Origin of the sequence: Citrobacter sp. Cpo142, from assembly GCF_030332425.1 — a bacterium.
Taxonomy (GTDB): domain Bacteria; phylum Pseudomonadota; class Gammaproteobacteria; order Enterobacterales; family Enterobacteriaceae; genus Citrobacter; species Citrobacter portucalensis.
The window spans coordinates 190,343-214,511 of the sequence record NZ_JAOWHW010000113.1; the positions used below are offsets into that span (position 1 = coordinate 190,343).

General features: G+C 50.5%; 21 protein-coding genes and 1 tRNA gene. 8 read left to right on the forward strand and 14 right to left on the reverse strand.

The genetic code is table 11. The annotated features are described in order from the left end of the window. Nucleotides 1-2: 2 nt before the first annotated feature. Nucleotides 3-1,088, reverse strand: coding sequence for a chorismate synthase (gene aroC / locus OGY18_RS10700; protein ID WP_079939928.1), 1,086 nt, complete (start codon nt 1,086-1,088; stop codon nt 3-5). Nucleotides 1,089-1,127: 39 nt separating this feature from the next. Next, the gene (gene prmB, locus OGY18_RS10705) at nt 1,128-2,060 is read right to left on the reverse strand and encodes a 50S ribosomal protein L3 N(5)-glutamine methyltransferase (protein ID WP_003834827.1); all 933 of its coding nucleotides are present in this window, start codon (nt 2,058-2,060) and stop codon (nt 1,128-1,130) included. Nucleotides 2,061-2,226: 166 nt separating this feature from the next. Between prmB and smrB the strand changes: the two genes are divergently transcribed. Continuing rightward, on the forward strand, nt 2,227-2,778 hold the full coding sequence (gene smrB / locus OGY18_RS10710) for an endonuclease SmrB (RefSeq protein ID WP_003839296.1): 552 nt from the start codon (nt 2,227-2,229) through the stop codon (nt 2,776-2,778). A 74-nt stretch (nt 2,779-2,852) separates the two neighbouring features. On the opposite strand, the gene sixA is transcribed toward smrB, so the two are convergent. The 4 genes from sixA to OGY18_RS10730 all read right to left on the reverse strand — a co-directional run bounded on the left by sixA (nt 2,853) and on the right by OGY18_RS10730 (nt 7,466). After that, the gene (gene sixA, locus OGY18_RS10715; RefSeq protein WP_003028179.1) at nt 2,853-3,338 is read right to left on the reverse strand and encodes a phosphohistidine phosphatase SixA; all 486 of its coding nucleotides are present in this window, start codon (nt 3,336-3,338) and stop codon (nt 2,853-2,855) included. Nucleotides 3,339-3,546: 208 nt separating this feature from the next. Further along, nucleotides 3,547-5,694 carry a fatty acid oxidation complex subunit alpha FadJ gene (gene fadJ / locus OGY18_RS10720; RefSeq protein WP_286552954.1) on the reverse strand — a complete coding sequence of 716 codons (2,148 nt, stop codon included), beginning with the start codon at nt 5,692-5,694 and terminating at the stop codon, nt 3,547-3,549. Further along, entirely contained in the window at nt 5,694-7,004 is a 1,311-nt protein-coding gene (fadI, locus tag OGY18_RS10725; RefSeq protein WP_286552955.1) for an acetyl-CoA C-acyltransferase FadI, read from the reverse strand. The genes fadJ and fadI overlap by 1 nt, the downstream gene beginning before the upstream one ends. Before the next feature lie 177 nt (nt 7,005-7,181). Next, on the reverse strand, nt 7,182-7,466 hold the full coding sequence (locus OGY18_RS10730) for a YfcZ/YiiS family protein (protein ID WP_003834838.1): 285 nt from the start codon (nt 7,464-7,466) through the stop codon (nt 7,182-7,184). 371 nt (nt 7,467-7,837) lie between these two features. Here OGY18_RS10730 and fadL point away from each other — a divergent pair, with 371 nt between their 5' ends. Next, on the forward strand, nt 7,838-9,124 hold the full coding sequence (gene fadL / locus OGY18_RS10735; protein WP_148361694.1) for a long-chain fatty acid transporter FadL: 1,287 nt from the start codon (nt 7,838-7,840) through the stop codon (nt 9,122-9,124). Nucleotides 9,125-9,183: 59 nt separating this feature from the next. On the opposite strand, the gene mlaA is transcribed toward fadL, so the two are convergent. Further along, entirely contained in the window at nt 9,184-9,939 is a 756-nt protein-coding gene (gene mlaA / locus OGY18_RS10740; protein WP_003028190.1) for a phospholipid-binding lipoprotein MlaA, read from the reverse strand. A gap of 288 nt (nt 9,940-10,227) precedes the next feature. Between mlaA and OGY18_RS10745 the strand changes: the two genes are divergently transcribed. Beyond that, complete coding sequence (locus tag OGY18_RS10745; RefSeq protein WP_286552958.1) at nt 10,228-11,169, forward strand: formate/nitrite transporter family protein; 942 nt, start codon at nt 10,228-10,230, stop codon at nt 11,167-11,169. A gap of 75 nt (nt 11,170-11,244) precedes the next feature. Next, nucleotides 11,245-11,319: transfer RNA gene (locus OGY18_RS10750), tRNA-Arg, on the forward strand. 46 nt (nt 11,320-11,365) lie between these two features. Here the strand turns inward: OGY18_RS10750 and OGY18_RS10755 are convergent. Together OGY18_RS10755 and OGY18_RS10760 are read right to left on the reverse strand one after the other, a co-directional pair. Next, nucleotides 11,366-11,998 carry an ECs1377 family protein gene (locus OGY18_RS10755; RefSeq protein ID WP_148361693.1) on the reverse strand — a complete coding sequence of 211 codons (633 nt, stop codon included), beginning with the start codon at nt 11,996-11,998 and terminating at the stop codon, nt 11,366-11,368. 186 nt (nt 11,999-12,184) lie between these two features. Then, the gene (locus OGY18_RS10760; RefSeq protein ID WP_286552963.1) at nt 12,185-14,083 is read right to left on the reverse strand and encodes a methyl-accepting chemotaxis protein; all 1,899 of its coding nucleotides are present in this window, start codon (nt 14,081-14,083) and stop codon (nt 12,185-12,187) included. A gap of 372 nt (nt 14,084-14,455) precedes the next feature. On the opposite strand from OGY18_RS10760, the gene OGY18_RS10765 reads away from it, so the two are divergent. Further along, a complete protein-coding gene (locus OGY18_RS10765) occupies nt 14,456-14,995 on the forward strand; it encodes a DUF2058 domain-containing protein (protein WP_020996692.1) in 540 nt (179 codons plus the stop codon). 105 nt (nt 14,996-15,100) lie between these two features. On the opposite strand, the gene pgtA is transcribed toward OGY18_RS10765, so the two are convergent. The 3 genes from pgtA to pgtC are packed head-to-tail and all read right to left on the reverse strand — an operon-like array spanning nt 15,101 to nt 19,543. Then, entirely contained in the window at nt 15,101-16,348 is a 1,248-nt protein-coding gene (gene pgtA / locus OGY18_RS10770) for a two-component system response regulator PgtA (protein ID WP_148361691.1), read from the reverse strand. Then, nucleotides 16,338-18,332 carry a two-component system sensor histidine kinase PgtB gene (gene pgtB / locus OGY18_RS10775; protein WP_186336569.1) on the reverse strand — a complete coding sequence of 665 codons (1,995 nt, stop codon included), beginning with the start codon at nt 18,330-18,332 and terminating at the stop codon, nt 16,338-16,340. Before pgtB ends, pgtA begins: the two co-directional genes overlap by 11 nt. 11 nt (nt 18,333-18,343) lie before the next feature. Next, nucleotides 18,344-19,543, reverse strand: coding sequence for a phosphoglycerate transport regulator PgtC (pgtC, locus tag OGY18_RS10780; protein WP_125112650.1), 1,200 nt, complete (start codon nt 19,541-19,543; stop codon nt 18,344-18,346). A 415-nt stretch (nt 19,544-19,958) separates the two neighbouring features. Here pgtC and pgtP point away from each other — a divergent pair, with 415 nt between their 5' ends. Continuing rightward, a complete protein-coding gene (gene pgtP / locus OGY18_RS10785) occupies nt 19,959-21,350 on the forward strand; it encodes a phosphoglycerate transporter PgtP (protein WP_079939112.1) in 1,392 nt (463 codons plus the stop codon). Nucleotides 21,351-21,459: 109 nt separating this feature from the next. Here pgtP and OGY18_RS10790 read toward each other — a convergent pair whose 3' ends face one another. Continuing rightward, nucleotides 21,460-21,702 (reverse strand): DUF2545 family protein, encoded by a 243-nt coding sequence (locus OGY18_RS10790; RefSeq protein ID WP_003834857.1) that lies wholly within the window; start codon nt 21,700-21,702, stop codon nt 21,460-21,462. 440 nt (nt 21,703-22,142) lie between these two features. Between OGY18_RS10790 and lpxP the strand changes: the two genes are divergently transcribed. Beyond that, nucleotides 22,143-23,063, forward strand: coding sequence for a kdo(2)-lipid IV(A) palmitoleoyltransferase (gene lpxP / locus OGY18_RS10795; protein ID WP_149385262.1), 921 nt, complete (start codon nt 22,143-22,145; stop codon nt 23,061-23,063). Between the two features lie 41 nt (nt 23,064-23,104). Here the strand turns inward: lpxP and OGY18_RS10800 are convergent, their stop codons facing one another. After that, nucleotides 23,105-23,719, reverse strand: coding sequence for a lysozyme inhibitor LprI family protein (locus OGY18_RS10800; RefSeq protein WP_286552970.1), 615 nt, complete (start codon nt 23,717-23,719; stop codon nt 23,105-23,107). Nucleotides 23,720-24,062: 343 nt separating this feature from the next. Here OGY18_RS10800 and ypdK point away from each other — a divergent pair, with 343 nt between their 5' ends. Continuing rightward, nucleotides 24,063-24,134 carry a membrane protein YpdK gene (gene ypdK, locus OGY18_RS10805; protein WP_010723117.1) on the forward strand — a complete coding sequence of 24 codons (72 nt, stop codon included), beginning with the start codon at nt 24,063-24,065 and terminating at the stop codon, nt 24,132-24,134. Nucleotides 24,135-24,169: the final 35 nt, after the last annotated feature.

A 24,169-nucleotide genomic window follows, 5' to 3' on the forward strand; every position in this document is an offset into this window, starting at 1 on the left:
TCTTACCAGCGTGGAATATCGGTCTTCACGTCCGCATTTTGCGCCCGCTGACGCAGCAGGTGATCCATCAATACGATCGCCAGCATCGCCTCGGCGATCGGTACGGCGCGGATCCCTACGCACGGATCGTGGCGACCTTTAGTGATCATTTCGACTTCTTCTCCAAAGCGGTTAATAGTGCGCCCAGGAACGGTAATACTGGACGTCGGTTTCAGCGCCATATGAGCAATGATTTGTTGCCCGCTGCTGATCCCGCCCAGAATGCCGCCCGCATGGTTACTCTGGAAACCTTCTTTGGTGATTTCGTCACGGTTCTGACTGCCGCGCAGCGCAACAACGTCAAATCCATCGCCAATCTCAACGCCCTTAACGGCGTTAATGCTCATCAGCGCATGGGCGATGTCGGCATCCAGGCGGTCGAATACAGGTTCGCCGAGACCCGCAGGTACACCGCGTGCAACAACGGTCACCTTAGCTCCGATGGAGTCACCTTCTTTCTTCAGCCCGCGCATCAGTTCGTCCAGCGCGTCGAGTTTATCCGGGTCCGGGCAAAAGAACGGGTTAAGTTCCACCTGGGACCAGTCTTTAATCTCCAGCGGAATATCACCCATCTGCGTCAGGCAGCCGCGGATCTCAACGCCGAATTTTTCCGCCAGATATTTTTTGGCAATCGCTCCGGCCGCCACGCGCATCGCTGTTTCACGTGCGGATGAACGTCCGCCGCCACGGTAGTCGCGCAGGCCATATTTTTGCTCATAGGTATAGTCGGCGTGTCCCGGACGAAAAACGTCCTTAATCGCGCCGTAATCCTGTGAACGCTGATCGGTATTTTCGATCAGCAGGCCAATGCTGGTGCCTGTGGTAACGCCCTCGAACACCCCGGAGAGGATTTTCACCTGATCCGGCTCACGACGCTGCGTAGTGTAGCGCGATGTGCCCGGACGGCGTCTGTCGAGATCGTGCTGCAGGTCAGCTTCTGTCAGAGAAATGCCCGGCGGAACACCATCGACAATACAACCGAGCGCCAGCCCGTGTGATTCGCCGAAAGTGGTTACGCGAAAGAGTTGCCCAATTGTGTTTCCTGCCATCACGGCTCCGTTATGCGTGTTGTGTATGTGCGCGTGTAATTAGTCTTTATAAATGCTGAAGTGCTCGCGAGCAGCAACTAACTGCTCTTTGGTCAGCATGAATACGCCGTCACCGCCGTTGTCAAACTCCAGCCAAGTGAACGGTACATCCGGATATTGCTCCATCAGATGTACCATGCTGTTTCCGACTTCACAAATCAGAATACCGTTATCTGACAGGTAGTCCGGGGCGTTCCCCAGAATGCGGCGGGTAAGTTTCAGCCCATCGCTGCCGGACGCCAGACCCAGCTCAGGTTCGTGACGATATTCGTTTGGCAGATCGGACATATCTTCCGCATCGACATACGGCGGGTTGGTCACAATCAAGTCATACTGGACTTTCAGCAGATCGCGGAACAGATCGGAACGGATCGGCGTGACGTGATGGATCAGACCGTGTTCTTCAATATTGTGTTCAGTCACCGCCAGCGCGTCAGTGGAAATATCCACCGCATCGACTTCGGCTTCCGGGAAGGCATAGGCGCAGGCAATGGCAATACAGCCGCTGCCGGTACACATATCGAGGATATGCTGCGGTTGCTCATTAATAAGGCCCGCAAAGCGGTTATTGATAAGCTCGCCAATCGGTGAACGTGGAACCAGCACGCGTTCATCAACATAAAATTCATGCCCGCAGAACCAGGCTTTGTTGGTCAGATAAGCAACCGGAATGCGCTCGTTGACGCGGCGAATCACGCGTTCAACAATACGATGACGCTCGCTGGAGGTCAGACGCGCGGTACGCATATCTTCTGGAATATCCAACGGCAAATAAAGTGACGGCAGCACCAGTTGTACGGCCTCGTCCCATGGGTTATCCGTGCCATGGCCATACCAGATGTTCGCCGCGCTAAAACGGCTGACCGCCCAACGCAACATGTCCTGAATGGTATGCAGTTCACTCACTGCTTCATCGACGAAAATTTTATCCACGTATTCCTCCAGGGCATGCTCGTATTAATTTCGGCGGCTAGTTTGCCACGAAGACGGCGATAAATCAGCATTCACACGGGGCCTGAACGCGAAAATTGCGTTTTAAGCGATCGGATGCCCGCCGAGTCGGGTTAAACTAACGGAAAATAAAAGTTGAGACTCTCGAATGAAAAAGAAAACATCGCTCAGCGAGGAGGATCAGACGCTGTTTCGCCAGCTGATGACCGGCACGCGTAAAATTAAACAGGACACCATTGTTCACCGACCTCCACGTAAAAAAATTGCCGAGGTTCCGGTTAAAAGGCTGCTACAGGAGCAGGCTGATGCCAGCCACTATTTCTCGGATGAGTTTCAGCCGCTGCTGAATACGGACGGCCCGGTAAGATACCTGCGCGCCGACGTCAGCCATTTCGAACTGAAGAAAATGCGCCGTGGCGATTACTCTCCGGAGCTGTTTCTCGATCTGCATGGGCTGACCCAGCAACAGGCCAAACAAGAGTTAGGCGCGCTGATTGCCGCCTGTCGCCGTGAGCATGTGTTTTGCGCCTGCGTGATGCATGGCCACGGAAAACATATTCTGAAACAGCAGACGCCGCTCTGGCTGGCCCAGCATCCGCACGTAATGGCCTTTCATCAGGCACCGAAGGAGTACGGTGGCGACGCCGCGCTGCTGGTGCTGATTGAAGTGGAAGAGTGGCTACCGCCCGAACTTCCGTGATGCAGAAAGACAAAAAGAGCCGCATTTGCGGCTCTTTGATTTTCCGGGTGGCTGCTGCGCCTTATCCGGCCTGTTTAAATCGCTTTTGCCATTTTCAGGTTACACGGGCTCATTTGCCAGTTAAAAGTACCCTTCCCGCTCTCATCAAGCGTAACGCTGGCAATCGCTGATGTGGTAAACATCGGCGGTGTTTCACCTGGGCAAAGCTCAGACACCAGATATCCCACTAAAGGCAAGTGAGAGATAACCAGTGCGGTGGCGATACCTTCATTGGCCAGAGCCTGTAAATAGGCGCTGACCAGACCGACATCGCCGCAGGGAGTCAGCTCCGGCAAAACATCCACACCGGTTGGCAGGTTCATACACTCCCCCACCACATCCAGCGTTTGTTCGGCTCGTAGGAACGGGCTCACCAGAACACGTTCGATATCCACTTTTTGACCTTTCAGCCAGTTCGCCATCAGGCGAGATTCGTCACAACCACAGGAGGTTAAGGGACGAACCGAATCACTGGCGGCATCGAGGGCCGCGTCGCCGTGACGCATGATAAAAACTTGCATATTGCACCGCTTTTGTTAACCAGAATCACCACTACCTTTATTCACAGCCCCTATTGGCTGTGGTAACGATATGGTGGCCGGCATTGTGCCTTATCCATTCACCGAATGAAACGCTGTTTTTTACCTCAACGGCGTAAGTATAGTCAATCTCTGTTTACATTTTGAGCGCGACCCATACATTCAGTGCGGATTCATCCTACCTTTGACCTCATGAATTCAGGTCAGTTTCCCCAATATTCCAGAATCTTTCACTGCGTTCCGCCATCTGCAATAACTGCTCACACGGTGTAAACCGCGAACCGTACTGCGTGGTCAGCCGTTGCAGAACCGCAACCACTTCACCCGCGCCGAGAGAATCCATATACCGGAACGGGCCGCCGAGGAATGGCGGAAAACCAATACCAAATACAGCGCCGATGTCGCCATCACGTGCGCTGCGGACTATCTTCTCGTCGAAACAACGGGCTGCTTCATTGAGCATTAACATGACGCACCGCTCTGCTACCTGCGCGGCGGTAAGTCGGCCCTGGCCCTGGACGCCAATAAGCGTATAAATTGCAGGGTCGACCTGTTTTTTGCTTTTACGCCCTTTCGCACCATAAAGATAGAAACCCCGACCATTTTTTCTACCTTTGCGATCGTCATTCAAAATTGAAGCAACAACATTTGCAGGCGCGCTAAAACGTTCTCCATATGCAGCTTCAAGCACTGGTATAATTTTAGTGCCCGTATCAATTCCGACCTCATCCAAAAGTTGGATTGGCCCGACCGGAAAACCAAACTTAACCAGCGCGGCGTCTATGGTTTCAACCCGCTCGCCTTCGGTCAACATACGAATCGCTTCGTTAATGTAAGGCGCTAAAATGCGGTTAACGTAAAAGCCAGCCTTATCTCTGACTACTATCGGCGTTTTGCCCTGTTTTTTCGCTAACTTAACGGTGGTTGCAATCGTCTGTTCAGAAGTCGTGGCATGTGGGATCACTTCGACCAATGGCATTTTTTCCACCGGACTAAAAAAGTGTAAACCAATCACTTGTTCAGGCCTGGCAGCATTCGCGGCAATATCGCCAATGGGCAAAGATGAGGTGTTAGAAGCAAAAATGGTGTGAGGTGCGCAATTTTGCTCAACTTCAGCCACCATCCGTTGTTTTAGCGACAGATCTTCAAACACGGCTTCAATAATCAAATCGCGATGCGCAAAGCCACGGTAGTCGATCGATCCCGAAATCAGCGCCAGTTGTTTATCGCGTTCACTGGCTTTGATATGACGGCGGCGAACCTTCGTTTCAAGCTGATCCCAGCTGTACTTCAGCGCGTGGTTGATTCCCTTAGCGTTTATATCTTTGATGCGCACAGGCAAGCCGCCTTTACAGGCCGTCACGTAGGCAATACCACCGCCCATCAGACCGCCGCCCAAAATACCTACGCTGTTTAGCGGGCCAGGTTTCGCATCACTTCCGGGATCTTTTTTCACATCGGTGTTGGCAAAAAAGATGTGCCGTAACGCCCGAGACTGGGATGTCATCGCCAGCTCACCAAACGCACTGGCCTCAGCGTCGTAACCGCTACTGCTACCTTGCGCTAGCCCGGTTTCGATGACCTCAAGGATACGTTCTGTTGCAGGGTAGTTACCTTGCGTTTTTTGCACCGTCTTTTTACTGGCCATGCGGAACAACAGCGCCCGCCCCAGCGGCCCCGCCAACACTCGCTCTCTCACGGGCAGTGTTCGATGCGCAGAACTGTCCTTTTTAGCCAGTTCTACGGCCGCTTCCAGCAAAATGGAATGCGGTACAACTTCATCCACTAAACCAACTTTCAGCGCCTGTTTTGCGCGTAATTGTTTTCCGGTGAGGATCATATCCAGTGCAGTACTGACGCCAATCAGGCGCGGCAGCCGCTGCGTACCACCGGAGCCGGGCAACAAGCCAAGTTGTACTTCCGGTAAACCCAGAACGGTTTTAACATCATCGGTACAAATACGGTTGTGACACGCCAGTGCCATCTCCAGGCCACCGCCGAGGCATGCGCCATGAATCGCGGCGATAACCGGGATCGGCAAGGCATTAATTTCCGCCATCATCTGCTGCCCCTGACGGGCCAGCGTTTCGGCTTCCTGCGCGCTACGACAACTACCAATCATGTTGATATCCGCCCCGGCAATGAAGTTATCGGGTTTAGCCGAAATAAACACCACGCCGCGCAATGCTTTGTTATCGCGGATTTGTTTCAGAATGGCCCGTACCTGAGAAGCAAACTCCGCTTTCAGGGTGTTCATTTTCTCTCCGGGCACATCAATGGTGACAACAGCAACGTTATCCAGACGTACGTTTAGTGTAAAAGCCGATGCCATTTCCATTATTCCGCCTCCAGAACCATGGCTGCACCCAAACCACCAGCTGCACAGGCGGTCACTAAACCAAAACCACCGCCACGACGTCGTAACTCATGTAGGGTTTGGGTGATCATGCGCGCACCGGTAGCGGCGAAGGGGTGTCCATAGGCAATCGATCCACCCAGCACGTTAAATTTACTGTCATCAACTTCGCCAGTGGCATGTGCTCTGCCCAGCACGTCGCGGGCAAAACGTTCGCTACCCAACAACTGAAGATTCGCCAGCGTTTGTGCGGCAAAAGCTTCATGCATGTCGATCAGGGTTAAATCTGCCATGGTCAGACCGGCTCTCTCCAGGGCTAGCGGCGTTGACCACGCTGGTCCCAGCAGCATGTCCTGCCAGACATCGATGGCGGTAAAAGCAAAACTACGCAGGTATCCCAGCGGCACCAGCCCCAACTCTTTCGCACGCGACTCCGTCATCATGATCACGGCGGCTGCGCCGTCCGTTATCGGGGTACTGTTTGCTGCGGTGACAGTGCCGTGCTTGCGGTCAAACGCCGGACGTAGTTTGGCGTAATCGGCCAGCGTAGAGTTACCGCGAATATTGTTATCTTCTGAAAAAGGATCTTTAAACGGTGGCGCGTAGGTAGTCATTACCTCATCTGCCAGCTTTCCTTCAGCCCACGCCTGAGCGGCACGCTGATGAGAGCGGTGCGCCAGAGCATCCTGCTGTTCTCGGGTAATACCATAGGTTTTGGCCATTTGCTCAGCCGTATCCCCCATACGCAAACCAGTGGAATACTCGGCGACGGCTGGCGGCACAGGCATCAGGTCACGTAAACGCAGTCGGGAAAAGAGTTTAAGGCGTTGACCGGTTGTCCGGGCCTTATTGACATCCACCAGCACCCGCGCCAGCTTTTTACTAACGCCAATAGGCAAGACTGACGATGAGTCCGCACCACCCGCAATTCCCGCACGAATAGACCCCGCCATCAGGCTTTCCGCGACATTCGCCACTGCCTGAAAACTGGTCGCGCAGGCTCGGCTTACGCTATAAGCATCCGTATGCACATTCATGCCGGTTCCCAGCACGATTTCACGAGCAATATTTGGCGCTTCAGGCATTTGCACCACCTGACCAAAAACCAGTTGCTCAATCACATCAGCAGGTATTTCGCTGCGCGCCAGCAGCTCACCGACGACCATTTTTCCTAAATCAACGGCGGGAATGCCATGAAACGCGGTAGCCTGACGAGCAAATGGCGTACGCAATCCACTTACAATGGCAATACGGTCGCCCTGGCGGGTAACCAGCGGTAAAGCCTGACTCATAACACTCCCCTGTAAAAAAATAAAATAAGTGGTCTGACCTGATCATAGTCTTAACCAATTTTTTACATTTAGCCAAGCGGAGAGAAAAGAAAGTGGGAGCTAAGACACAGTGAATAATCACTGACAGTTACGAAAAAGCCCTTGCTATCAGATAGCAAGGGCTTTTGCAGAGGGGGATTAACGCAGGCCCAGCTGGAAGATCAGCGTTTCAGCTTCACAGGCAAAAACAAAGTCGATATCCAGACGCACACCTTCTGACTCTTCAGTAAAGGTCGAGGTGATTTGGCAAGGCTCAGATTCCACGCCACGCGCCTTTTCAGTCAGAGCGGCCAGCGTTTCTTCTGCCTCTGCGCGGTTCGCGAACACACGGCTGTAGGACGCGGTGCAATCGGAGTTGTCCATGATGGTGCCAACATCCATACAGCAGCAAACCGGGGTTTCATCAGCACTGCATTTACTCATTGTAGATTTCCTCTGTATTCGCACCTGAGGTGCCAGATAAACGATAGGGATATTTTACGCTCCCATTATTCGCCTCTCCAGTCGTTAATTGTATGAAATGCGATAAGTGACCGAAATCACACTTAAAAATGATCTAAAACAAAAATCGCCCAAACAGGTGAGTGCGCCCCCCCGCAATTTTGCCAGCTGGATCGCGTTTCTCTGATCAAATTTGAAAATATTTATAAACATACTTGCAACATTCCAGCTGGTCAGACCTATACTCACGCCACTGGTCTGATTTCTAAGTCGTACCTCAGACCCTACACTTCGCGCTCCTGTTACGGCATGTAACATTGTTTGTATAAAAATAAATCTATGAGGTTATGGTCATGAGCCAGAAAACCCTGTTTACAAAGTCTGCTCTCGCAGTCGCAGTCGCAGTGGCAATTATCTCCACACAGGCCTGGTCTGCAGGCTTTCAGTTAAACGAATTTTCTTCCTCTGGCCTTGGCCGGGCATATTCGGGTGAAGGCGCAATTGCAGATGATGCAGGTAACGCCAGTCGTAACCCGGCACTGATTATGATGTTCGATCGCCCTACTTTCTCAGCAGGTGCGGTGTATATCGATCCAGACGTTAATATTTCCGGTAAATCGCCATACACCGGACGCAGCACTGATGCGGACAACATCGCGCCTACGGCGTGGGTTCCCAATGCTCACTTCGTGATGCCTATCAACGAACAGTTTGGTTGGGGTGCTTCCGTTACCTCAAACTATGGCCTGGCTACCGAATTTAACGACAGCTACATCGTCGGTGAATACGGCGGTAAGACCGACCTTAAAACGGTCAACCTTAACCTGAGCGGCGCCTACCGTCTGAATGATAGCTGGAGCTTCGGTCTCGGTTTTAACGCCGTTTATGCTGATGCAAAAATTGAACGTTATTCTGGCGAGCAGACGGCTGCATTACCGAAGGTCAGCAACAAAATTGCCAGCCTGAAAGGGGACGAATGGGGCTACGGTTGGAACGCCGGGATTCTGTACGAACTGGATAAAAATAACCGTTATGGTTTAACGTACCGTTCTGAAGTTAAAATTGATTTTGATGGCGATTATAAGAGTGGCATCCGTACCCAGGCGAACGCTATACCTGGCGCTGGCACTACATTCCCATGGGGAACGACCAATGCCACCGTCCCGGGTTCTCTGACACTTAACCTTCCTGAAATGTGGGAATTGTCAGGTTATAACCGTATTGCACCACAGTGGGCTATCCACTACAGCATGGCCTATACCAGCTGGAGTCAGTTCCAGGAGCTGAAAGCCACAGGTTCCAATGGACAGACACTGTTCTATAAAGAAGAAGGCTTCAAAGATTCTTACCGCATTGCATTGGGTACGACTTACTATATGGATAAAAGCTGGACGTTCCGTACCGGTATTGCTTATGACGATAGCCCGGTTCCAGCAAGTAAGCGTTCCATCTCGATTCCGGATCAGGATCGCCTGTGGTTGAGTGCAGGTACAACTTATGCGTTCAATGACGATGCCTCTATCGACGTCGGTGTGTCTTACATGCACGGACAAAAAGTAACAGTGCAAGAAGGCAACTATACTTTCGACTCTGAAGGTAAAGCCTGGCTGTTTGGTACAAACTTCAACTACGCATTCTGATTTTCTTCAGACGTAAAAAAGGTGAGCTTTTTAGCTCACCTTTTTATTTGCCCAATTCCTTACTCAGAATCGATCTCTTTTAAATCATCCTGAATATCTTTCGCGTTCGGGTTTTCTTCTGGTTTGAGTTTCCCGCCGTTCGCAATAAAGTCATGACGCTGGAAGTAAGCTTCGCGCACCATGATGTAAGGATCGGAAGACTGACGCAGCAGACCGTCAGAGTCGAGCAATTGCGCACGGGTTTCAATCCCTTCAACCGTCCATTTGCCTATCGACAACGGCCAGGTCAGCCAGGACAGTACCGGATACAGCGTATCGACCATATCGCCGCCGTCATCACGCAGCGTGAAACTACCGTAGAACGGAAGCTGCATATACGGCCCGTAACCAACATCATAATGGCCTAACGTACTGCCAAAGCGGTGTGGTTCAACGCGCTGCAACTTCGGATTAGCCATACCTGCCACATCTATAAAGCCGCCCATACCTAACAGGGTATTCAGGAAGAAACGGGTAAAGTGCACCATCCCCTGATAAGGATCGCCTTGCAGGAAGTAGTTGACCATGACGGCCGGCTCTTCAAGGTTCCCCGTAAAGTTGCTTAAACCATTACGCGCTGGCTGCGGAACATAATCACGCCAGGCAACAGCTACGGGTCTAACAACATATGGATCTAAAACATTAAAGTTGAAGTTGTACATGGTGCGGTTGAACCCTTCAAATGGGTCCGAACGCCCCTGCTGTTCAGTACCGGAGCTCGCACACCCCACCAAAAGTGTGGTTCCCAGCGCAAGCGCCGACAGGCGAAGCTTCATAAGTGTCTCCCTGTGTTTTATGGCTATCGCTGATTGCCATCCATGACGGAACGATGACGTATCCGCCTGTTTAGATGTGAGCGATTGTAACAGCACGTCAAATGATGTCTATATACCCTGTCTTACTGATTTGATCATAGCCTGGTAATGCGCACTCCGCGGCGGTTCTATTCTAACTAACCCGATAAAAACAAACGTTACTATTTTTGCTATCTCAGACTTTCTCCCGCTGGTTTTCGGACAAAAGCCGCTACGCTTTAGCAATACGTGCTTATTCAGGATTCGGCTATGAATGACATCAAGAAAGATAAGATCGATCGACACAGCGACGAGCTCGAGGTGGAAAGCGATGAAAAGCTAACAGGGACAAAGATAGAGCTTGATGAGGACAGACTCCCCTCCCGCGCCATGGCAATCCATGAACATATTCGCCAGGATGGGGAGAAAGAGATGGAGCGTGACGCGATGGCGCTACTGTGGTCAGCCATCGCAGCAGGACTGTCGATGGGCGCCTCATTGCTGGCTAAAGGGATTTTTCACGTACAACTGGAAGGCGTGCCAGGGGGATTTTTACTCGAGAACCTCGGTTATACCTTCGGCTTTATTATTGTCATTATGGCCCGCCAGCAACTCTTTACCGAAAATACCGTCACCGCTGTACTGCCGGTGATGCAAAACCCTACCCTCGGCAATTTTGGCCTGTTGATGCGCCTGTGGAGCGTGGTTCTGCTGGGTAATATTATTGGCACCGGGGTTGCCGCATGGGCGTTTGAACATATGCCGATTTTTGATGAAGAGACCCGCGATGCTTTTGTCAAAATTGGTATGGATGTGATGAAAAATACGCCAACAGAGATGTTTTCCAACGCCATCATTTCCGGCTGGTTAATTGCCACCATGGTGTGGATGTTTCCGTCTGCCGGGGCGGCAAAAATTGTGGTCATTATTCTGATGACCTGGCTGATTGCGTTAGGTGATACCACGCATATCGTCGTCGGCTCGGTGGAAATTCTCTATTTGGTCTTTAATGGCACGCTGCACTGGAGTGATTTTTTCTGGCCCTTTGCGCTACCAACGCTCGCCGGGAATATCTGTGGCGGAACGTTTATTTTCGCGCTGATGAGCCATGCGCAGATCCGCAATGATATGAGCAACAAACGCAAGGAAGAAGCCAGGTTGCAAGCAAAGCGTGATGAGCAAAAGCAGAAAAACCAGAAAAAACAGGCCTGAATGGTGACTGTTTGAGCAGTCGGGCGGCCTGAGACTTACCGTTGTGAGTAAAAAACGCTATACTCGTGCCGCTTCGTCCCCTTAGTTAAATGGATATAACGAGCCCCTCCTAAGGGCTAGTTGCAGGTTCGATTCCTGCAGGGGACACCATGAATTCTTGTGCTCCCCGTTATAATCCTTTCATTTACCAGTCAGTTCATCCCTGGGCCAGGCGGTAAAACGGCACATTCCTCACTGTTGCAGTAAGATTGTCGGACACCATTGTCTGCTTTGTCGCTATCCGCATCCCTGCTTTTCTCAGCCTCAACACATCAGCGGCAATACGCTGGCTGCCAAACCAGAAAAGCCCGTCCAGCGCAGTGACATCAAGGCCCGATTCCAGTGCCAGCTTCAGACGTTCACGCGGCGCTTTTACTGTTTTAGCAATCTGCTGATATGGCGCTTCGCCTGAACCTGCAGGACTAATGCGCCGGATACGATGTGACAGGCGGTACTGAAATTCATTCGGGATCCCGCCGAGACTCGCTTTCAGGCTGTAAACACATCCAAAGCGTTTGCCGTTAAAGATGACGTTTTTCTGACTAAGCTGCAGCTCTTCACGCACGCTGGCAATCAGTTGTGGAGTACGGAGTAATAACAGGCGGAAAGGCAGCTCAAAGCTGGTCACATAGTCCACATTCAATAAAGCAATACGCAGACGTTCTTGGGGCCCCGCCTTCATTTCCCGGCATTCAGCAATAACATCAGCCCACTGGCCGGTAAGACGGGAACACTCTGTCGCCTCAGTAAAACTGTATTTTTCAGCCTGATAATCAATACGCTCAGTCACACTGAATTCCCTTCTGGCCAGATCTCGGTATTGGTTGCTCACTTTACCAGCGACGACATCCCTGTGTCAGAAATCTTTTTCTAACCCACTGAAAGTACCTGACCAATGCTCCTTCCTATCCTCACCATGAGGATACGATAACTAACCGACCCGGTATGTTTTCCGGGTCGGTTAAACGGCGCCACGTCAGACAACAAAACGGTTAACCAGATCCTTCATGGTTGCCGACAGATTGTCCAGCCGCTGGCTGTCGCTCGCAGCCTGAGATACCAACGCCGCATTTTGCTGCGTAACCTGCTCCATCGGTCGCAGTGCCAGGTTTATCTGGGTTACCCCTTGCGACTGCTCCGTCGCCACACGAGCGATATCCGCAATATATTGCTTCATACTGGTGGTATTATCCGCCGCGGCTTCCAGCGCGGTAGCAGATGCCGTAACCCGCTCAACACCTTCACTAATTTTGACCATATTCTGCGCGACCAGCTCACGGATTTGGTTAGCCTCTTTGGCGCAACGCTGCGAAAGATTTCTCACTTCACTGGCTACGACCGCAAACCCCCTGCCCATCTCTCCTGCCCGTGCAGCTTCCACTGCCGCATTCAACGCCAGTAAGTTAGTCTGAAACGAAATATCGTCAATCGAGGTCACAATATTCGAGATTTTCTCACTGGAAGCGCGAATATCCCCCATGCTCTGGTTCGCCGCACTGGCAACGTTACTGGCCTGTCGGACCTCTTTTTCCAGCCTGATTGTCAGATGCTCCGCTTCGCGGGCATTATCTGCCGTTTGCGTAATCGCTGTTGATAGCTGCTCCATACTGGCCACAGCTTCTACTATTGATGCTGCCTGTTCATCTGTACGTTGCGCCAGATCCTGATTTCCCGCCGTAATACTGCTACTGGCATCAGACAAAACCACGGAGCCTTGCTTAATCTCCTGTACGATATGCTGAATACTTTCCAGCATCGTGTTATAGGCGCGATTAAGTGAGGAAAGCTCATCTTTGCCCGGGGTCGCCAGACGTTGAGTCAGATCGCCGTTCATACCCGCAATCTTGCGTAGCGTGTCACTAAACTGACGGTGCATATTGATTGCGATGGCCCCAGCGAACGTCAATGATGCAAGTAGCGCTAACAGGCTGACAGCCATATATATTTGCCAGTTTTTTCGTGCATCCTGCGCGAGTTTTTCTGCATTCGCCAACAGAAGATTCGCCGCCACATTTTCTATCTGCCGCATCACTTCAATACGCTGGGTTTGTACTTTAAACCAGGTAGTAGGATCGACACCAAATCCACCGTTGGCGGCATGGCTAAACGCGGTTTCACGAAATGCGAGGGCTTTTGACGCTTCTGCTGACTGTAAGCGGCTTTTCAACATGGCTGCCTGTTCCGGTGAACTCAGGCGTAACGATTCTGCTAACCAAACGTTCTGTTTACTGACGACATCACTGAGCTGATGTAACTGTCCGTCGGCGAAATGGCCGGAGGAAAAGATATTTGACAGCAGAGCTCGTTCAATACCCGCCTGTTCTTTTAAATTCAGCAGGTTGTAGTAGGCGGCGAATGCGTTTGCCATCTCGCCAGAATCCGTCAACTGCCCCAATCTACCCACAAAATTCAGCACATCAGCAATGACGTTGGTATAAAACTTAACAACATCTGAAGCCGGAAGCCCTAATTGCGTGACGTTCTCCCGTATAGTGGAGAGAGAAAGAATGTTTTTCTTAAACGTGGCGACAGAGGTGGCGACATCCCCTTCCGGTAATGCAGTATCGGACAGTGACCGCACAAATACCTCGATCTCGCGATCGGTCAAAGCCCGCTGTGCATTTAACTCATCTTTGAACGTCTTCCCTGCAGCCCCCAGAAACCCGACACTCATACCGCGTTCTTTTTGCAATTCATGCACTACATTTCCGGCACTGTGTGCGAGCGCTGTCAGTTGGGCAATATTCTCCATCTGCCGTTCTGTCTCAATGCGCGTTAATATTCCTGAACCAGCAAACCAACATAACGCCAATAATAATGGTTGTAGCGCAATTATTAACTTCATTTTCATCGGCATTCGATAAACCCACCACATGCCACTTCCCTCCATTATCCATATTTTCACTATGGTTATCGGCGTAAAGAAGCGGCTCTTTAAATTTGAACAATGGGCAACTGTTTGTTTTTTAGATTAAATTTTTGCCAGTATAACTCTATTTAATTACTTCAATTAGAATAAAACACTGACTAATGTGAATTTGCAAACCTATACTCCACTTTATTAACTTATTTGGCATATTATTTTTTATTAAAAATCAGGTAATCATCAACTGATTCAGAAAAAGGAGAGACACAGAACAAGTGACAGCGGCCCGAGATAACAGCCGTGGCTGCGGCCATCATTCTGGCGTCCCGCCGAACGTTAAGGTTATAATCCTTGCAACGATTTTTTGGATTAGAAGCGACAATGACAAAACTTACCCTACAAGAACAGATGCTTAAAGCAGGTCTGGTCAGCAGCAAAAAAATGGCGAAAGTGCAGAGAACGGCGAAAAAATCGCGCGTTCAGGCTCGTGAAGCCAGAGAAGCGGTTGAAGAAAATAAAAAAGCACAGGTCGAGCGTGATAAGCAGCTCAGCGAACAGCAGAAGCAGGCCGCATTGTCTAAAGAATACAAAGCGCAGATCAAGCAACTGATTGAAATGAACAAAATCACCATTTCCCGTGGCGATATTGGTTACAACTTTACTGACAATAACCTGATCAAAAAAGTTTATGTTGATAAGGTAACCCAGTCTCAGTTGATCAAGGGCCGTCTGGCCATTGCCCGCCTGACGGCTGAAAGCAGCAGCGAGAGCGAATACGCCATTATCCCGGCTGTTGTCGCCGACAAGATTGCCCAGCGCGATGCAAGCTATATTGTTCTAAATTGCGAACTGAGCCAGGAAGCGAAGGACGAAGACGATCCGTATGCTGATTTTGTCATTCCTGACGATTTGATGTGGTAAGAAAAACACCCCGATAATCACCCAGAGTTCCGTCGCGTATTTCGGTGAACGCTAGTGCCACCACCGAAATACCGTCACCCGCTCTTCTTCCCCACATGCCATCTGCTAAAACTTATAGTGTTCCTTGCTCAGTCCGTATTTTCTCATGCGCAAATACAGTTTCTTACGCGGAATTTGTAAATACTCCGCCACTTCATTAATGCGTCCCTGATGAATATTGAGCGCTTCGGTAATGATCTGTCGCTCGTACTCGTCGACCCGACGATCGAGCGGTGTCGGTTCGGGCAAATGCAGTTGCGGATTCGCGGTTTCAGCCAGTGGCAGTAGCCCAACAGCAAAAAGCTCGGCGGCATTGGCCAGTTCCCGGACATTGCTTAACCACACGCGACGCCGCATGCCTTTCAGTAAATCCACTTCAACTTCAGGCACCGGATGGTTCAGACGCAGACAGGCTTTGTGCAGATAATGACGAAACAGCGGCTCAATATCATCCGGGCGCTGAGACAACGGCTGGCAACCAATTTGCGTCATCGCGAAACAGTAATATAGTTCAGCCACAATCTGGTTGGTTGCCGCCAGTTCCACCAACGAAGTGGCGCCAATGCCAATTAAGCGAAACGGACGCCGCTCCTGACTTTGCAAATGCACCAGCTGGTGCTGCTGTTCGCGCGTCAGGCACTCAATATGGCTCAGGACCAGCGTTCCCCCTTGCGCCTGGGCAATAAGGTCATTGAGTTGCCCCGCATTCTCTAACGTCAACTCCCCACGAATAAACGGTCCTTCAGCGCTGCGCCCAAGCTGATGCAAATAACGGGCACCGGTCATACGTCCGGTTCCCGGCTCGCCATAAAACCAGACGGCAATATCCGTTTCAGCCAGTTGCCGTAAGCGCTGGCGGTACTGATTAACCCAGTCACTGTAGCCGACCAGTTCAACCTGGAGCTTTTGCTGGCAATAGTGACGACGTGCAATCACAGATTTTCTCTGCCGCAACGCGTCCTCTACCAACACCAGCAGTTTGCCAGGATCAACCGGTTTTTGCAGAAAATCCCTCGCACCTTTCTTCACCGCGTCCACCGCCATAGGGACATCGCCATGTCCGGTGATCAACAGGATCGGAAGCTGATTGTCATCCTGATGAAACAACGTCATCAGGTCAATTCCATTACAGCCAGGCATACACACGTCGCTCAGGACAATCCCTGGCCAGTCGGCCTGCAGCCAATTTCGGGCATCAAAAGGGTTACTGCATGCGAATACATGATATCCCTCCTGTTCAAGCAACAAGGTGTAAGCGTCAAGAACATCGGCATCATCATCAATAAGCAGAACAGAATATTCATCACTCAACATCGTTTACATCCGTCAGATTAAATTGCAGAACGACGCAGGCATTGCGCCCCGGGGTCGACGCCAGGCGCAGTTCGCCGCTCATTTGCATCATTAACGATACACAAATCGATAAGCCAATACCGAGGCCAACATCCTTACTGGTGGTAAACGGTTTTAACAGTGATGGTAATAATGCCCCAGGCCAGCCGGGGCCGTTATCGCTGATAAATACGCACAACCGGCTGCCTTCGGTCTGCCAGTGAACCTCTATTTTCGCCGCAACCGGACAGGCATCCAGCGCATTTGCCAGGACGTTTACCAGCACCTGCTGAATACGCACTTCATCACCAGCCACCCACACGCCCCGGTCTGGGAGCGTCAGCGTACCCTGCTGTGGCTTGTGTCGCATGGCCAACAGTTCCCAGGCAGCGTTGAACGTTTGTCGTAGATCGACCGGATGCAGAGGCGTGCCAGGCTCGGCCCGGCGCGCAAACTGACGCAGTGAACGGATAATGGCATCGATGCGAGTAATCAGCCCCTCCGCTTTGGTTAACGTGCTTCTGGCCTGAGCGGGTTGTCCCTGTTCGATTGCCCTCCCCGCCGTAAACAGGTACATCGACAGCGCATTCAGCGGTTGATTAATCTCGTGCGCCAGCGTGGTCATAGTCTGGCCGACCACAGCCAGTTTTGCCGTCTGGATCAGCTCATCCTGCGTTGCACGAAGATCGGATTCAATCTCCTTGCGCTCGGTCACTTCCTGTTCCAGCTGATTTTTTTGCGCGCTCAATTGCCCCAGAGTATGGCGCAGCAAGCCTGCGATACGCCCCAGTTCATCGCGTCCATACACCGGGATAGAGGCATCCGTTCTGCCAAGACCAATTTGCACCACGGCCTGGTTGAGCGCAGTAAAACGCTTCACCAGACGCGAGCGAATGAAGTAGTGGTTAAGCCCCCAGGCGAGAAGTAGCGCCAGCAACGTCGCCAGCAGGATAAGCCCACCGCTGACGCGAACAATTTGTTCCAGCCGCTGGTTAAACGTCTGCATTTGCTGATGGCTACTCCCCAGTTGCGCTTCCAGCAGTGTTCGAAAGCGCCCAAGCGTGGCCTCTCTGGCATGGCTGGCATCAACCAGCGCTTTTTGCGCTGCAACATAATCGCGCATCGTATCGGGCATTTTATTTTTCATCATCCCGATTTCCAGCAGCTCATCGATAGTTTGTCGCAGTGTGATAGTGCTGGGCCAGTCATCGAGGGTACGAATATTTTCATCCGCCGTTTTCTTCAGATTTTCCAGGTAGCGGATGTGATTCTCCACCAGCATGCCATCGTCGCTACCCGATTTCAGTTCATTGAGCCTGTCGCGTAAATCATCAACGATCTGGTTTTCAATTCTTGCCAGGGTGTAGACCTGCTGCTGCTCGTTTTGCACCTCTCGGGCACGTTTGAGATACAGCGCCGCATCACCATTTTTGGCCTCGATTTGATCCAGCAACGTCCCCTGCTGCCAGGTAAAATCCTGCACCAGTGAATTCAGCTCAGTAGTAAAATCATCATGTAGCCAATCAATGCGCGCGGAAAGTTCGCTCACTTTTTCGCGTACAAGGAACATGTTGTAGAGCACCCGGTCCAGTTCCGCCATCAGCGCCCGGCTGTCCTGCAAAATCACCGCCAGTTGCTGCTGCTCTGCTGATTGCAACCCCCTGCTCAGCACTTCGATTTTATCCAGATGCGAGATTATCTGATTGCGCAGTTGCAGTCTTACCGTCGTATTGGGAGCCAGCAGGAATTCATTTAGCTGGTCCACAACCAGGTTAAGATTTCCTTCAATCAAGAAAGCGGAATGCACGCGCGGGAAGTAATCATCAAGCGAATAGCGTATCTGCGAGCTCTGCTCATGCCAGGAGTACAAACTGACGCAGCTGACGCTCAACGTCAGTAATGCGCCCGTTAGAAAGGCTCCCCGCAGGCTGCTGCTGATGCTGAGTTGGCGAAGGCGTTGCAGTATCGATCCACCTTTCATTTTAATTCTTCCAGTTTTGATATCGCCTGACGCTGATTTTTAAGAAACCAGAGCTGCCACTCCATCATCTGCTGTTCGGCAACGCTTTTATTATCAAACTGCGCAAGCCAGGCTTCATCTTCACTACTTTTGGCATCTATCGGAACGCTGGTCAGTAAGGCTCTGATTTCGGGTAGCGGGCGCTTCAGGCGCGCTTCCGCACTGTATAGCGCCCGCCATGCATCCTTCAGTTGCGCAAGACGAAAACTGATGGCGGTATCAAACATCCGCTGCACTAACTGTTGCCGCTTAAGGATCAGTCGATAATTAAGCGGAGGCTGGTTCATTAAAATAGCCTGCTGAGCAGCGCGGGGATTATCAGATGCGAGCTGCGTTACCGGATATTTTCCCGTATTCGCATCAGCAAGGATCCGCTGTCCCTCCGGGCTTAACAAATAGCGGATAAAACGACGCGCTTCATTGGGGTGCTGGCTGTTCTTGAGAACAGCCACATAGGTTGGCGATACCGCCGAGCGTGGAAAATAGGTAAAAGCCAGGTGAGGATCGTTAAGCAACAGGTTGGCATAGTTATCAATGACCGGCCCCGCCACGCCCAGGCCACTCTTAATTTTGTCGGCTACGCCAAAACTGCGTGATGAAATCGTCACCAGATTTCCAGCACTCGCCAGCAGCGTCGCCCACCCCGCTTCCCACCCTTTTTGCTGTAGCAATGACTCAACCATCAGATGGTTGGTATCCGAACGCGATGGGCTACTCATCAACAGCGCGTTCTGATATTTGGGCAGCGTTAAGTCCCCCCAGTCGGCAGGAGGCGACAGATGTCGTGCCGCCAGCGCAGAACGATTAATTAACAGACCAAAACCAGATATCGCCACTGCCACGGAGGTCGAACGGATAGAGTCTGGCACCAGCCGCTGGCTTTCCGGCAACGCATTGTCGAAGGGCGCCAACTTCTGATGTTCCTGCAGATGCTGCAACAGCATAGGGGATGAGGTCAAAATCAGATCAACATTTTCCGCATTCGCGGTATCCAGCAGTTGCTCCAACGAACTGCTGGTCCGGTTTAACGTGCGAATCATCACCGACCCCGGTTCAGTCTGCCAACGCTGAATAATCCAGGCCGTTGCCCCCGGTGAAAAGGTTGTCGCCATTACCAGCTCTTTACCCTGCGCCAGGCAACTCACCGACAATGACATAAAACAGAGCGAGATCGCCCAACAACGCCCCCGGCCCAAAAGTCTGTTTGTGATCCTGTTCATAAATACCAACATGTGCAAAAAATAATATTGAGACAAAACTTACCCGTTTATCACCGACTGGGGGAAGAATAAGGTTATTCGTAGAATAACCAAACGGAAAGTGACGACATCGGTGAAGAATACCCGAAAACGCAGTCTGGATTTGTTAATATCCGCACACGCCGATGATAAAAGCATCCGTAAAAGAATAGAATTGAAAATCCATTATTTAAAAAGAGTCAAAATCAGCCACGCAATCCACAAATTGTGTCAATAGTGACTCATTTCATCAACTTGAGTTTCTCTGCTGTCTATTTCACTCTTCACTGCGAAAAATCCTGATATTCACATCAATATAAATTTAGGTGATGATATGTTATCCATATTTAAGGCAGGGCCAGCGGCAAATAAAGTCCCGGCGGAGAAAGTCCAGGAAACTTATGGCCGATACCGCATTCAGGCATTACTCAGTGTATTTCTTGGCTATCTCGCATACTATATTGTGCGCAATAACTTCACGCTCTCAACACCGTACCTGAAAGAACATCTGGATCTCAGTGCCACGCAAATTGGTCTACTCAGCAGTTGTATGCTTATTGCCTATGGGATCAGTAAAGGCATTATGAGTAGTCTGGCAGACAAGGCCAGCCCTAAGGTCTTTATGGCATGCGGCCTGGTTCTGTGCGCCATCGTAAACGTCGGTTTAGGATTCAGTACCGGATTCTGGATTTTTGCCGCTCTGGTCGTTTTCAATGGCTTGTTCCAGGGAATGGGCGTTGGTCCTTCATTTATTACCATTGCCAACTGGTTTCCGCGTAAAGAACGTGGACGCGTCGGCGCATTCTGGAATATTTCTCACAACGTTGGCGGTGGTATTGTCGCTCCGATTGTTGGTGCCGCCTTTGCCATTTTAGGGAGCGAGCACTGGCAAAGCGCCAGCTATATTGTCCCGGCCGGTGTTGCCGTACTGTTTGCTTTTATTGTGCTGATGCTGGGGAAAGGTTCACCGCGCCAGGAAGGCTTACCGGCTCTGGAACAAATGATGCCGGAAGAAAAAGTAGTATTAAATTCCCGACACGCTGTCCAGGCACCAGAAAATATGAGTGCCTTCCAGATTTTCTGCACCTATGTGCTGCGTAATAAGAATGCCTGGTATGTTTCACTGGTAGATGTCTTCGTCTATATGGTGCGTTTTGGCATGATTAGTTGGTTGCCTATTTATCTGTTAACCGAAAAACATTTCTCGAAAGAGCAAATGAGCATCGCTTTTCTGTTTTTTGAATGGGCGGCAATCCCTTCCACATTACTGGCGGGCTGGCTTACCGATAAACTGTTTAAAGGCCGTCGCATGCCGCTGGCCATGATTTGTATGGCGCTGATTTTCGTCTGTTTGATCGGCTACTGGAAAAGTGAATCCCTGCTGATGGTCACTATTTTTGCCGCCATTGTGGGTTGCCTGATCTATGTTCCACAGTTCCTCGCTTCTGTTCAGACGATGGAAATCGTCCCCAGCTTCGCAGTAGGTTCTGCAGTAGGACTGCGCGGATTTATGAGCTACATTTTTGGCGCATCGCTGGGCACCAGTCTGTTTGGCGTAATGGTCGACAAAATGGGGTGGCACGGCGGCTTCTATCTGCTGATGGGGGGTATTGTTTGCTGCATCCTGTTCTGCTACCTCTCTCATCGCGGTGCGCTGGAACTTGAACAACAGCGAAAAAATGCTCAACAAGAAGAAGCATCACTCCAGTTGGCGGATGCCCGGTAATTCATTTCGGTCTCACAAAAAAGTGCCAGCGATGCTGGCACTTCAATAAACTCAGACAAATAATAAATAACTTAAGGTGATAATTTATTGCTAAACGTAACATTCCAAATTATTGCTTACCGTCTGCGACCATAAAGCGAATGATCAAACCACATGCCGGGGCAAGAAACAGGAATAATCCAGTTACCATTTCGTCACCATTGGTCAGCCGCATAGTAAAAACGTAAATTAATGCCGTAAGGATGGCCATGCCGAGAAAAGCGCTAATTGACGCCGCAGCGCCTATAACCTGCCAGATATAGCAACTGACGCACAGAATGCTCAGTATGAGAAAGATCCAGAAATAGAGCATAGCGATACCTCCTGTCTGCCGTAAACTTAACGTAAGTCCTTACACTCCCTTAACTTTATATTCTAAGACAATTCCTATCTGCATGCAATTTGAGCAACATTTTATTCACAAAAATCATTCGACCGCTTACTATTACACTGTTTCTCCGTCGTTTATTTAATCATCATAAAAACAACGAATTATATATAGGCGAAATTTTGCCCTTAATCGCCCTAAAAACATTTACGAATCTTGAGTAATTATTTCTGGCTGACATTAATTTTCGGGTGTACATTGTGCGTCCGATCATTCATGCCCCCTCGTGGTTTTGTCCTGACTCAGTTTTACACTCTTTACAGGAACCAATGTCGTTCATGGCGGCCTAACGATCAGTGCAGAGTGTAAAGCGACAGGCAAAGAATCTTCGCGATACATCTATTTCGTATCAACAACAGGTGCTTATGTTCCCCCAAAGTAAATTTTCACGCGCGTTTTTGCATCCGCGCTACTGGCTCACATGGTTTGGTGTTGGTGTGCTCTGGTTACTGGTACAGCTTCCCTATCCCGTATTGTGTTTTCTTGGTACCCGTACAGGAACGCTGGCTCGTCCATTTTTAAAACGCCGTGAATCTATTGCACGTAAAAATCTCGAACTCTGTTTCCCAAATCTGTCGCAGGAAGAAAGAGACAAACTGGTCGATGAGAATTTCCGTTCGCTCGGCATGGGGCTGCTTGAAACAGGTATGGCCTGGTTCTGGCCGGACCGTCGGGTGCGTAAATGGTTTGATGTAGAAGGGCTGGACAACCTGAAGCGCGCTCAGATGCAAAATCGTGGCGTGATGGTTGTAGGTGTACACTTTATGTCGCTCGAGTTGGGTGGACGCGTAATGGGACTTTGTCAGCCGATGATGGCAACCTATCGCCCGCACAACAATAAGTTGATGGAGTGGATCCAAACCCGCGGTCGTATGCGCTCCAACAAGGCGATGATCGGCAGAAATAATCTGCGTGGTATTGTCGGTGCCCTGAAAAAAGGCGAGGCCGTATGGTTTGCCCCCGATCAGGACTATGGTCGTAAAGGGAGTTCATTCGCCCCCTTCTTCGCAGTCAAAGACGTGGCGACCACCAACGGTACCTACGTACTGTCACGATTATCGGGCGCAGCAATGCTGACCGTAACCATGGTGAGAAAAGCAGATAACACCGGTTACCGCCTGTTCATCACCCCGGAAATGGAAGGTTACCCGGCAGATGAAAGCCAGGCTGCGGCGTATATGAACAAAATTATCGAAAAAGAGATCATGCGTGCACCCGAGCAGTATCTCTGGATCCACCGCCGCTTTAAAACTCGCCCGATGGGTGAAGCTTCGTTGTATATCTAAAAAGAAAGGCCGTAAGGCCTTTCTTTTTTTCTGCGGCTGAATTACTTAACGCCCCATTTGCTGTGCAGTTCAGCCATTCGCTCGCTGTAGTTGCGGGCGATGCAGGCTGATTTATCCTGTTCCTTCCAGCACTCGTTACGCCCTTTCACCCAGCCTCGTTGCTCTGCTTTCAGCGTCGGGTTATTGCTTGATTTAACCAGCGCCTGCTTATAGGCCCCGTTTAACGCCAAATCCATTTCTGAGAGCGAAGGACTCTGGCAGATAATCTCTTCGATACTGCCTTTTTCTACCGCAGCGCAGGAAAAAGAGGGTCCAGTGCTGGTCGATTTTTTGGCCCCGGAAAAGTCGGTATTGTCCTCAGGCGGGCATACCCCGTGCTTACGATTAGGGCCGGCCCAGGAAACGTCCGGATTCCCGTCGTTTTTACGGGAGATAGAAACGGTATTGTTCCCGCTTTTTGCTTCCCAGTAATTTTCATTAATGGTCTTCACCGTCGCCTTCGTGCCATCAATCCAAACATTGCCTTTACCATCGCTATTCACACCACCAATACTTGCGCAGCTGAAATTAAACGCCAACGGTGAGGCCGCCATCGACGTCAATGGCGTGAAAACGAGTGCTAACATCATTAATCTGGTCATTTTTAACCTTTTCATTATCTCATTCCGCGAAAAATTAACCGCATTAACATAATGGCGATATAAGAATTCTCCGAGTAAACATTACGTCGCTCAATAGCAATTTATTACCGGCAGAAATTAAACTGTCGCCGAATCACGACAGTTGTAAGTTATTAAAATCAAATAGAAAAATGCCTCTTGTCTCGTCTCATTTTTAGGCGTACATTAGCGCCGTCTGGAGCATTAAAGCTCAGAATTCTGAGGTGATGCAGCCAAGCAAATGAGGGGTATTCTCCCTTTCGTTCGCGTGTGCATCAGCTCTCTGTCAGGTAAGCATATGTTCATTTAGACGTACCCCAGGTACGCGGAGAGATGAAAAGTGAAATATTTCTTTATGGGCATTTCTTTTATGGTCATCGTTTGGGCCGGTACTTTCGCCCTGATGATCTAAATTAAAAGACGCAGCAAAAAACAGGAGCCATCAGG

Excerpts from the sequence above, each read along its gene's own strand:
- aroC (WP_079939928.1), bottom strand. The coding sequence starts at position 1,088 with ATGGCAGGAAACACAATTGGGCAACTCTTTCGCGTAACCACTTTCGGC.
- smrB (WP_003839296.1), top strand. The coding sequence starts at position 2,227 with ATGAAAAAGAAAACATCGCTCAGCGAGGAGGATCAGACGCTGTTTCGC.
- sixA (WP_003028179.1), bottom strand. The coding sequence starts at position 3,338 with ATGCAAGTTTTTATCATGCGTCACGGCGACGCGGCCCTCGATGCCGCC.
- fadJ (WP_286552954.1), bottom strand. The coding sequence starts at position 5,694 with ATGGAAATGGCATCGGCTTTTACACTAAACGTACGTCTGGATAACGTT.
- fadI (WP_286552955.1), bottom strand. The coding sequence starts at position 7,004 with ATGAGTCAGGCTTTACCGCTGGTTACCCGCCAGGGCGACCGTATTGCC.
- OGY18_RS10730 (WP_003834838.1), bottom strand. The coding sequence starts at position 7,466 with ATGAGTAAATGCAGTGCTGATGAAACCCCGGTTTGCTGCTGTATGGAT.
- fadL (WP_148361694.1), top strand. The coding sequence starts at position 7,838 with ATGAGCCAGAAAACCCTGTTTACAAAGTCTGCTCTCGCAGTCGCAGTC.
- mlaA (WP_003028190.1), bottom strand. The coding sequence starts at position 9,939 with ATGAAGCTTCGCCTGTCGGCGCTTGCGCTGGGAACCACACTTTTGGTG.
- OGY18_RS10745 (WP_286552958.1), top strand. The coding sequence starts at position 10,228 with ATGAATGACATCAAGAAAGATAAGATCGATCGACACAGCGACGAGCTC.
- OGY18_RS10760 (WP_286552963.1), bottom strand. The coding sequence starts at position 14,083 with ATGTGGTGGGTTTATCGAATGCCGATGAAAATGAAGTTAATAATTGCG.
- OGY18_RS10765 (WP_020996692.1), top strand. The coding sequence starts at position 14,456 with ATGACAAAACTTACCCTACAAGAACAGATGCTTAAAGCAGGTCTGGTC.
- pgtA (WP_148361691.1), bottom strand. The coding sequence starts at position 16,348 with ATGTTGAGTGATGAATATTCTGTTCTGCTTATTGATGATGATGCCGAT.
- pgtC (WP_125112650.1), bottom strand. The coding sequence starts at position 19,543 with ATGTCATTGTCGGTGAGTTGCCTGGCGCAGGGTAAAGAGCTGGTAATG.
- pgtP (WP_079939112.1), top strand. The coding sequence starts at position 19,959 with ATGTTATCCATATTTAAGGCAGGGCCAGCGGCAAATAAAGTCCCGGCG.
- OGY18_RS10790 (WP_003834857.1), bottom strand. The coding sequence starts at position 21,702 with ATGCTCTATTTCTGGATCTTTCTCATACTGAGCATTCTGTGCGTCAGT.
- lpxP (WP_149385262.1), top strand. The coding sequence starts at position 22,143 with ATGTTCCCCCAAAGTAAATTTTCACGCGCGTTTTTGCATCCGCGCTAC.
- OGY18_RS10800 (WP_286552970.1), bottom strand. The coding sequence starts at position 23,719 with ATGAAAAGGTTAAAAATGACCAGATTAATGATGTTAGCACTCGTTTTC.